The sequence below is a fragment of the Peribacillus psychrosaccharolyticus ATCC 23296 genome (assembly GCF_000305495.1).
Taxonomy (GTDB): domain Bacteria; phylum Bacillota; class Bacilli; order Bacillales; family DSM-1321; genus Peribacillus; species Peribacillus psychrosaccharolyticus.
On the sequence record NZ_AJTN02000248.1, the window covers coordinates 37,753 to 47,356 of the forward strand.

The 9,604-nt window shown below is 40.2% G+C and carries 6 protein-coding genes and 1 other annotated feature; all 6 genes read right to left on the reverse strand.

Going from position 1 to position 9,604, the window contains the following annotated elements:
• Positions 1–59 precede the first annotated feature (59 nt).
• Entirely contained in the window at positions 60–1,220 is a 1,161-nt protein-coding gene (locus WYK_RS20090; protein ID WP_051387780.1) for a sensor domain-containing diguanylate cyclase, read from the reverse strand.
• Between the two features lie 5 nt (positions 1,221–1,225).
• Positions 1,226–1,780, reverse strand: a complete 555-nt coding sequence (locus tag WYK_RS23530; protein WP_051387782.1) for a hypothetical protein — start codon at positions 1,778–1,780, stop codon at positions 1,226–1,228.
• 105 nt (positions 1,781–1,885) lie between these two features.
• A complete protein-coding gene (locus tag WYK_RS20095; RefSeq protein WP_040376229.1) occupies positions 1,886–3,169 on the reverse strand; it encodes a bifunctional folylpolyglutamate synthase/dihydrofolate synthase in 1,284 nt (427 codons plus the stop codon).
• Between the two features lie 110 nt (positions 3,170–3,279).
• Positions 3,280–5,931 carry a valine--tRNA ligase gene (locus WYK_RS20100; RefSeq protein ID WP_040376230.1) on the reverse strand — a complete coding sequence of 884 codons (2,652 nt, stop codon included), beginning with the start codon at positions 5,929–5,931 and terminating at the stop codon, positions 3,280–3,282.
• A gap of 50 nt (positions 5,932–5,981) precedes the next feature.
• Positions 5,982–6,222: a binding site (T-box leader), on the reverse strand.
• Between the two features lie 232 nt (positions 6,223–6,454).
• Entirely contained in the window at positions 6,455–7,510 is a 1,056-nt protein-coding gene (gene ysxE, locus WYK_RS20105) for a spore coat protein YsxE (protein WP_081704981.1), read from the reverse strand.
• A gap of 63 nt (positions 7,511–7,573) precedes the next feature.
• On the reverse strand, positions 7,574–8,959 hold the full coding sequence (locus WYK_RS20110) for a LysM peptidoglycan-binding domain-containing protein (protein WP_051387784.1): 1,386 nt from the start codon (positions 8,957–8,959) through the stop codon (positions 7,574–7,576).
• Positions 8,960–9,604: the final 645 nt, after the last annotated feature.

Sequence of the window (9,604 nt, forward strand, 5' to 3'; positions counted from 1 at the left end):
GTTTACCAGTGTCCTACAAAAATATTGTTTATTTTACAAATTTTGTGACATAGGTAGACTTATCCCACATACTGAGCAACTTTGTTCCTTCCGGCTTGTTTAGCCCCTGTATACATGGCACGATCTGCGTGACGGATCAGTGCTTGTTCATCATCGGCATCATTAGGCGCGGTGGCAACACCCATACTTGCTGTAATCGTCACCAGCTGTTTGGAGCGGTACTCATCGAGATCTGAATGGACCGCGAATGGTTTATTGGCAATCGATAAGCGAATAAATTCAGCAAATTTAAAGGCTTCTTCCTTTGCTAAATTCGGTAGAAGGATAACGAACTCTTCCCCGCCATATCTGGCTAACGTTCCCGTTTTACCCACAATTGAATTCAGTCGTTCTGCTAACTGGCAAAGGATTTCATTGCCGCTTTGATGTCCAAAACTGTCGTTTACCGCTTTAAATCGATCAATATCGATCAAAATGAGTGAGACATTTTTAGTAATGTGATTAGTTAGATTCGTAAATTGTACTTGTAGTTCTCGTTCTATATATCGGAAATTATATAAATTTGTTAATGGACAGCGCTCACTTTGCTGCATGGCAAGTGAGTGGTGCCGAGCATTTTCAATAGCCACACCGAGATATGAGCAAAGAATATCCATAATCATCATTTGATGGTTTTCATAGGCGCGTTTTTTTGTCGATACAAGCATGACTTCTGCTACAACCAGCTTGTCTCTGACAATCGGAATCGTCATAATACTCTCTATATTTGGCTCAATGATGCCCATATCGAGATGCTTCCATTCCTTGCGAGAATGAAAGAGTAACGCTTTCCCAGTCTGCCAAACTTCTCCGGTAATCCCAAGTCCATTCCGCAGCGGCTCAATATTTTTTTCAATAGCCTCGCCATTTTCAAAATAGCGCAGTAGATGAATTTCCTTTTCCGCGTTATATATATCGAATATATAGCCCTGTTCAGTCTCAACAATCGTCGATATCCGATTGATGAATAATTCAAGGACACCATCGATATGCAGTTTTTGAGTAAGCTGATGACCAAATTCTCCAGCACTTTTCAAATGAATATTAATCTGTTTAGATTGTTTATATAGTTTTAAAATCCAAGTCAAACTAATGACAGGTACACCAATAAGAAGAATTGAAAGTAGTCCGATTTGTTGATAGAGAATGAATAAGATAATTCCGATTGGCAGTATCAACAAAGTCGCTATGCCATCCCATAAGAGACCTTCATCCTTAAACGTGAATTTCTTATTATGTAAAAATAGTCTGAGATGGAGAGCGTAATTGAGTTGGTAACAAAATAGACTAACTGGTAGACCATGATTAAAACAATGTGCTTTCCATCTAGTGTTGAACCAAATTGATGATCACCGCCAAATGAATAATAGGCTAAACCGCTCATTAAACTCATAATAAAAAATATTAGTGAATTAAGCGGAATGCGATATACTTCCGTGCGTCGTATGTGTACCATCAAAAGGATAAATATGAAGGAAATCTGTGTCGCAATGATTTCTGCTGATAATCCAAATTCGAGAAAGAGAGCTAAAGAAACACCTTGTACGACCGTTACCGGTTCCTTGTTAATCATGATCGGCAACATGGAAAGAATGCACATTAATGCTAGAAAGGCTAAAATGTGCCATTCCATGCCGATGAATTGAGGAGGAAAATAATGAAACGTCAGCCAGAGACCTATTGGAAAAACTAGTGCCCATAATCCCCATATAGTCCATATTTTTCGCTTTGAAATCACCATTTCCCCCTCCTTCTTCCAAAAACTATGTAAATATTGGTAAAATAGTCCTTGTTTTTAAATATTTTAGCAAATATTTGGATTAAAGTCACACTAATTAGATAGTTTTCAGAAAATTATTTTCTTTTTTAAGTAAGGACGAACGAAGGCAACAAAATATAATGAACCAGTAAAAATGAGTATTTCATTTTCTTTTACCGTATTTAGGCCGTATTCAGCGGCTTCTTTCCAATCAGAGAAGGCCATTTTATCAGCTAATTTACTTGCTTTAAGTAAATCCTCAAGACTGGAAGCTCGATCAATGTCTATCTGCGTCAAAATCAGTGCGGATGCATGTTCATCAATGAGATGCAGCATGTCGTCGAATTTTTTATCTTGTAAAGCTGTAAAGACAAAACGATAGTTCTTATCAGGATAACGTTCCTGTAAGGTTTTAATAAGAACTGTAATGCCGGCAGGATTATGAGCACCATCAATGATTACCTGCGGATTCAGCATTTCGAATCTGCCGTTCCATTTTGAAGCAAGTAACCCCTTCCGAATACTTTCTTCATTTATTTGATAACCATATTGCTGATTCAATAGTAAGATCGCCGAAACACCAAGTGCTGCATTGTCTACCTGATGTCTGCCAAACATAGGTTGAATCAGGTCTATGAATTCTACCTCTCCAAATGTAAGTGAAAAAGATTGAGTTTGATTCTGTATTTGATAGCTGCTTATCTTTAAATCTTGGTCTATCCTGTAAAGCCGTGCTGACTGTTCGGCTGCCTTTGCAGCAATCACACTGGAAGGTTCCTGAGCACGTACACCTGTTATGACTGGTACTGCTTGTTTGATGATGCCCGCTTTTTCAAAAGCAATATCCGCTAGTGTATTCCCTAGAATATTCGTATGGTCAAGTCCAATAGAAGTTATCACTGAAAGAAGCGGTGTAATGACATTGGTCGAATCTAGTCGACCACCTAACCCCGTTTCAATAACAGCGATATCAACCTTCCTTTTTTCAAAGTACATAAAAGAAAGAACCGTCAAAATTTCGAAATAGGTGGCACCATATTCTTCAATAACCGGTAACGCATTATTTATTAAGTCAAGTAAGTCCTTGTCTGAAATTTGAGTGTTATTAATCATAATTCGTTCATTCACTCGTTCTAGATGCGGAGAGGTAAACGTTCCTGTCTGTAAACCAGACTGTATTAATATTTGCTTGATCACATTTAGGGTTGAACCCTTTCCATTGGTACCAGCGATATGAATGGACCGGAATTTTCTTTCTGGATTACCTAGAGCTGTTAGGATAGACTCCATTCTCCCTAGGCCAAAATCCATGCCCAATGCTGATTCTCGAGTATGTAAATAGTTCATCATTTCTTCCACTGTGTTAAACAATTAGTTCCACTCCTCATGGCTGCACTGTAAATTTTTCTTTCCATATTACCATTCTTCTATTTAAAAAGCCCGCTGAAAATAACAACATGTTATTTTCAGCGGGTATTAGCTTACAGTTGCTTTAATTCTTGAATCCGGCTGATTACCGCATCACGTTTTTCTACATAATCTTTTTCTTTGGCACGTTCTTCTTCAATGACAGCTGCTGGGGCTTTTTTAACAAAGCCTTCGTTGCCTAGTTTTTTCTGAACACGTTCTACTTCCTTGTTCAGTTTCTCGCACTCTTTATCTAAACGTTTAATTTCATCCTCAATATTGATTAAGCCTTTCAGTGGTAGAATAAGTTCAACACCCGTAACAACGGCAGTCATCGCTTGTGCTGGCCCTTCTACATTTACACCAATCGTTAATTCCTCAGGATTACAGAAACGGTCAAGGTAAGCACGATTTTTCTCAAGCTTCGCAACGATTGACTCGTCTTTTGCTTTTAACATCAAGTTGATTTTCTTACTCATCGGCGTATTTACTTCTGCCCGGATGTTACGAACAGAACGAATAATTTCAACAAGAAGCTTCATTTCTTCTGCCGCTTCTGTATTTGTCAATGCAGGATCAACCGTCGGCCACGCTGCAATGGTGATGGATTCCCCATTATGCGGCAAGTTCTGCCATATTTCCTCGGTAATAAACGGCATAAACGGGTGAAGCAGGCGCATTGTGTTGTCAAGGACATAAGCAAGGATTGAACGTGTTGTTTTCTTCGCTGCTTCGTCTTCACCGTATAATGGCAGTTTCGCCATTTCGATATACCAGTCACAGAAGTCATCCCAGATGAAGTTATATAGGGCACGGCCAACTTCACCGAACTCATATTTGTCAGCTAGTCTTGTTACTGTTTCAATCGTTTCATTTAAACGAGTTAAAATCCAGTTATCAGCTACTGATTTTTCACCGCTTAAATCAATTTCTTCATATGTTAAGCCGTCCATGTTCATCAAGGCAAAGCGCGAAGCATTCCAGATCTTATTCGCAAAGTTCCATACGGATTCCACTTTTTCCGTACTGTAACGTAAATCTTGACCTGGTGAACCGCTTGTTGATAAGAAATAACGTAATGAATCGGCGCCATACTTCTCGATTACTTCCATTGGATCGACACCATTACCTAGTGATTTACTCATTTTCCGTCCTTGTTCATCACGAACCAGTCCGTGAATAAGTACATCTTTGAATGGGCGTTCTCCTGTAAATTCAATACCTTGGAAGATCATCCGTGATACCCAGAAGAAAATGATATCATAACCAGTTACAAGAGCGCCGGTTGGGTAATAGCGTTTGAAATCAGCTTGGTCAGTATCCGGCCAGCCCATTGTTGAAAATGGCCATAGCGCTGAGCTGAACCAAGTATCTAAAACGTCATTATCCTGTTCCCACATCTCGCTGTCTGCTGGTGCTTCTTGCCCAACATAGACTTCGCCTGTTTCTTTATGGTACCAAGCAGGAATTCTATGTCCCCACCATAGCTGACGAGAAATACACCAATCATGAATATTCTCCATCCAGCGTAAGTACGTATTTTCAAACCGTTCAGGAACAAAATTAACTTTTTCGTCCTCGGATTTCTTCTGTAATTCAATAGAAGCATCAGCAAGCGGCTGCATTTTTACAAACCATTGTGTTGAAAGATAAGGTTCTACAACAGCTCCGCTTCGTTCTGAGTGGCCAACTGAGTGAAGATGTTCTTCAATTTTGAACAATACACCTTGTTCTTGAAGATCCTTAACAATTTGCTTACGGCATTCAAAACGATCCATTCCTTCATAAATACCAGCTTTCGCATTCATCGTACCGTCTTCGTTCATTACGAGAATACGTTCCAGATTATGACGGTTCCCCACTTCAAAGTCATTCGGATCATGTGCCGGTGTAATTTTTACAACCCCTGAACCAAAATCAATTTCTACATAATCATCGCCAACAATCGGAATTTCACGTCCAACGATTGGTAAAATAACAGTTTTCCCAATCAGGTGTTTATAACGATCGTCTTCTGGATGAACGGCAATTGCTGTGTCACCAAGCATCGTTTCTGGACGAGTAGTTGCTATTTCAATTTCACCTGAACCATCAGCAAGCGGATATTTCATATGATAGAAAGCACCTTGAACATCCTTATGAATAACCTCTATATCCGAAAGAGCCGTTTTCGTAGCTGGATCCCAGTTGATGATTCGTTCCCCGCGGTAGATCAGCCCTTTTTTGTATAAGTCAACAAACACTTTATTAACAGCTTTCGACAAACCTGAATCAAGGGTAAAGCGTTCACGGGAGTAATCCAGACCCAGTCCTAATTTCGCCCATTGATCACGAATATGTCCTGCATACTCTTCTTTCCACTTCCATGTTTCTTCGAGGAATTTCTCGCGGCCTAGGTCATAACGGCTAATGCCGTCTGCACGAAGTTTTTGTTCTACTTTCGCTTGAGTAGCAATCCCCGCATGGTCCATTCCCGGCAGCCACAGTACATCCATTCCTTGCATCCGTTTCATACGAGTCAGAATGTCTTGGAGCGTGGTATCCCATGCATGACCTAAATGAAGCTTTCCTGTAACATTCGGCGGCGGAATGACAATCGTATACGGTTCTTTTGTTTCATCAGGTGCGGCTTCAAAGTATTTCCCTTCTAACCACCACTCATAGCGGCCTTTTTCGATACTTTGCGGATCATATTTCGTTGGCATTGATTGTAGATTATCTTCCATAATTATTCCTCCTATAATGGCTTTTTTTCCATAAAAAAACTTCCTCATCTCAAAAGGACGAAGGAAGTTTTTCGCGGTGCCACCTTTTTTCCGAAAAAGAGAATCATCGCGCATTTTGCGATTCTTAATCGGCTCTCAAATAAGATAACGGCTTCTGCCGGCACCCGTTACTCACTTCACGGATACAGCTCACAGGCGACTTCAGGGGATACTTACTTAGAAACCTTTCACCAATCGGTTTCCTCTCTAAAAGCAGCTTTCCACCGTACTACTCCTGGTCACAGCATTCAATTTATGTAGTTACGTCATTATTCACAAAAGAATTAATACTATTATCTTACTTAAAAAACAGGGCTTTCGTCAATCATCTTTTCCTAATTTCCGAGATTTTATACGATTTGTGCTAGCTTATGCGAGCCATTTCAGGTATGTGCGAGAATTACGCGTTATGTACAGTGAAGGAGTTGGCCAGTTAAAAAATAGCCGGAGCAAGTATGGTCATGATTCTCCACCTGCTCCGGCATTAACTTTGCTCCTGTTCAGCTGCTTGAGCTGCTTCCGCTGCTGCAGCTTTTTTACTGTTTTCAATTTCTTCAATTTTCATCACCATATATTCGATATTTTTCAACTGCCAGTAGTGACGTTGTAATGATCTCACGGAGTGGTACTCACTTTTATTTGTTTTTTCGAAATACTTTCTCGCAATGGAAACAGTAGCTCCGGGATAAGCTAAATAGCTCTGAAAAAGAAGCATTTCTTCTTCCTTAAATGGAAAATAGCGAAAATAATTATATAACCAATCAATACAATCATTATTATTAGATGGATACGTTTTGGCCGTTTTCTCCAAAAACGGAAGCAAATCAAAATGCGGCGGTGCTTGTTGTGACCTTTCAAAATTAATGAAATAACCATAGCCTCGTTCATTATAAATAAAGTGTTTTAATGAGACCTTGCCGTGTGTGACAACCGTCCTGACTTTTTCCAAGTCCTTTGACTTCTCTGCCCACGATTCTATTTTTTTCAGGGAGTAATCCATTGCTTGTGAAATATCGGTATAATAGCTGCAAAACATCATTTCAAAAGGCGCCATATACCATTTCTTTTCACAAGCAACGACAAATTCATCTAGAAATACGCGCTGCTTTTTCCACTCTTCAACGGTTACGTTATAATGCTCTTCTCGTTCCTCCGTATCAACCGGCATATCCCTCACCGATAACGTATGCATACGTGCTAATTCACGAAACATCTGCTTGTGACGCTCGGAACGCTCTCCGCTCTCTTCATCAACAAGCCAAGGCATTAAATAATACACACGGTTGTTATTCAGAACACCATATCGGCCACCCTCAGCTTGATAAATCGGCACAATCCGATTATAGCCGCGTTGATACAGCGTTTGGATATTTCGGATAAAATCAATCCCCGCCTGTGCTGGCATTGACTTTAACGCAAATACTCCCTGTTCACTGTAGACCTTAGTGATTTTCCCAAAGTCTTCAAGATATTTTACACGAAGTCCATATTGAGACAATATTTCGCCCAGGTTTTCATCAGGTTCCCTATTTCGATACACTGTCTGTCACTGCCTTTCTTCATTCAATAAAAGCAGAGCCAATGGTGACCCTGCTTTTATCGGTTAGTGCTTGTATATGGTCACCTTAGGAATGTACAATACTTGCCCTTCATAAATATCCATTGTTGGCTCAAGCATATTGCTGTTCATTAAGGATTGAACAGAGACATCATAACGTTCCGCCAAGATGTCGAGTGTATCACCTTGTTGGACGATACAGACCTTCATCTTCACAAGCTCTTCTTCTTGTTTCCTGCCGAAGAAATCAGTTAGTGAAACATGCTTCTCTTTCGTCTCTTCCTTTGACTCCTGTTTATTTTTCTTATAGCTTTTAGATCGCGGAGTTTCTACAGGTTCTGCTTCTTGAGGCGCTGGCTTTCGAACAAGATCCAATAAGTGATGGTATTTCTTTTCTTGTTTTTGTTCGGCTTCAACTGCTGACTCCTCTTCACCGCTTTCTTCATAAACAGGTTCTGTTGTTTGTTGAAATACCACTGGATCTGCCGCTTCCACAGAGCGAACTTCCTCCATTTCTGCTTTCTTCGCTACAGTTTCAGTCGGACAATCTTCTTGGTCTCTTTTCAGCACAGGTCCTTTTTTAGGTTCAAAGACAGTCGTTGACGATTCTTCATCTGGCTGCTTCCTAGCTTCAACGTAAAACGGCTTATATAACTCATCCTCAGTGGGACTCTCAGTAGATTCAGGGATTTCCCTGTTAAGCGGCTCCATCTTACGATCAGCAACAGCCTCCTCGCTCGATTCAACACTTGACTCCACTTCAACTTCCGCTGACGAATGGGAACTAGATTCTTGTTGTTTTTCCTCCCTGGCCTCGGCATTTACCTCTTGTTCTACTTTATCGTAATGCTGAGAACTCGACTCTTGGTCAAATTCGTATCTTGATTGAGAACTTACCTGCTGCTCTTCGGTTGACTGAGAACTTGACTCCTGTACGATTTCGATCTCGTATTCTTCTTGTTTCATTTCTTCTCTTTGTGGGATTTGCGGCTGTTCACCATAAATACCTGTCACCAGCAAGTCAGCCTGAAGCTTCAAGCAATTCCTTTCAATCAACGTATAATCAAACGTTTGAATATTTACACCAATATCATCCACTGACTCCACCCGATTGTATGGAATGGAAATATCAACAGGAAAGCGATGATTAAATTCCTGTGTACCATTTCCAGAGTCTTCTACGGATTGCATCGTCTTTGGATAATACCCCTGTGAATAATGCTTGATTTCTGATTCACCACTTGAAAGATTAATCTTATATTCCCCACTCAAATCAAGAGTTCCTCTAATTACTACGTACTCATCACTTTCTTGGATAGTCACATTTGGATCGAGTGAAATCGAATAGAGCTCGGCTACTTCCTGCCCCTTCTGAAACCAAATCGATTCCTCGAGTGTAAAACGTAAAAACGGCAAATTATCCGCGGTCAAAACCATTCCTCCTTTCAAAACAATAACGATACCAATACAATTTATGAAACTTGACAGCCGTTTATGCCACCAGCTTGTTGGATTATTTCGAAAGTTAGGATGGAGGCGGGACTACGAAAAATGTATTTTTACCGCTATATACCTAGGGCAAACCCGCCTCTTAAGCTATCAGAAATGATAAAAAGCTAGTTTTATCGTTATTGGCTCATTGAAACCGCCGATTCGGACCATCTTAGCCGTTCTTCTTCCTTACACCAAAGTCACCAAGCTAATCCAAATATTTTAATTATCCCTTTATTTGTTACAAAAATAGTGTATCTGGCTCTTTTGGATACCCTTTCTGGGCAAACCCGCCTCTCAAACTAACAGAAGGTGATTTAATTTTGATAAATAACTAGGATTTTAAGGTAGTTTTAGCGTTTCAAGCTAGTGTGGAACCCGCATTCTGCCTCTTTAAGCAATTATTCTTCCCTAACTCGCTTTTATTCTTCCCTATCCTTCGCTGATTCTGCCCGACTTCAGTATCATTCTTCCCATAATCAAAATGACCAAGCTAATCCATTTATCCCTTTATACTCTTGTTGCAAAAATAGAGTATCTAGCTCTTTTGGTAGTACCCTTTCCTTGGGCGAACCCCGTACCTCC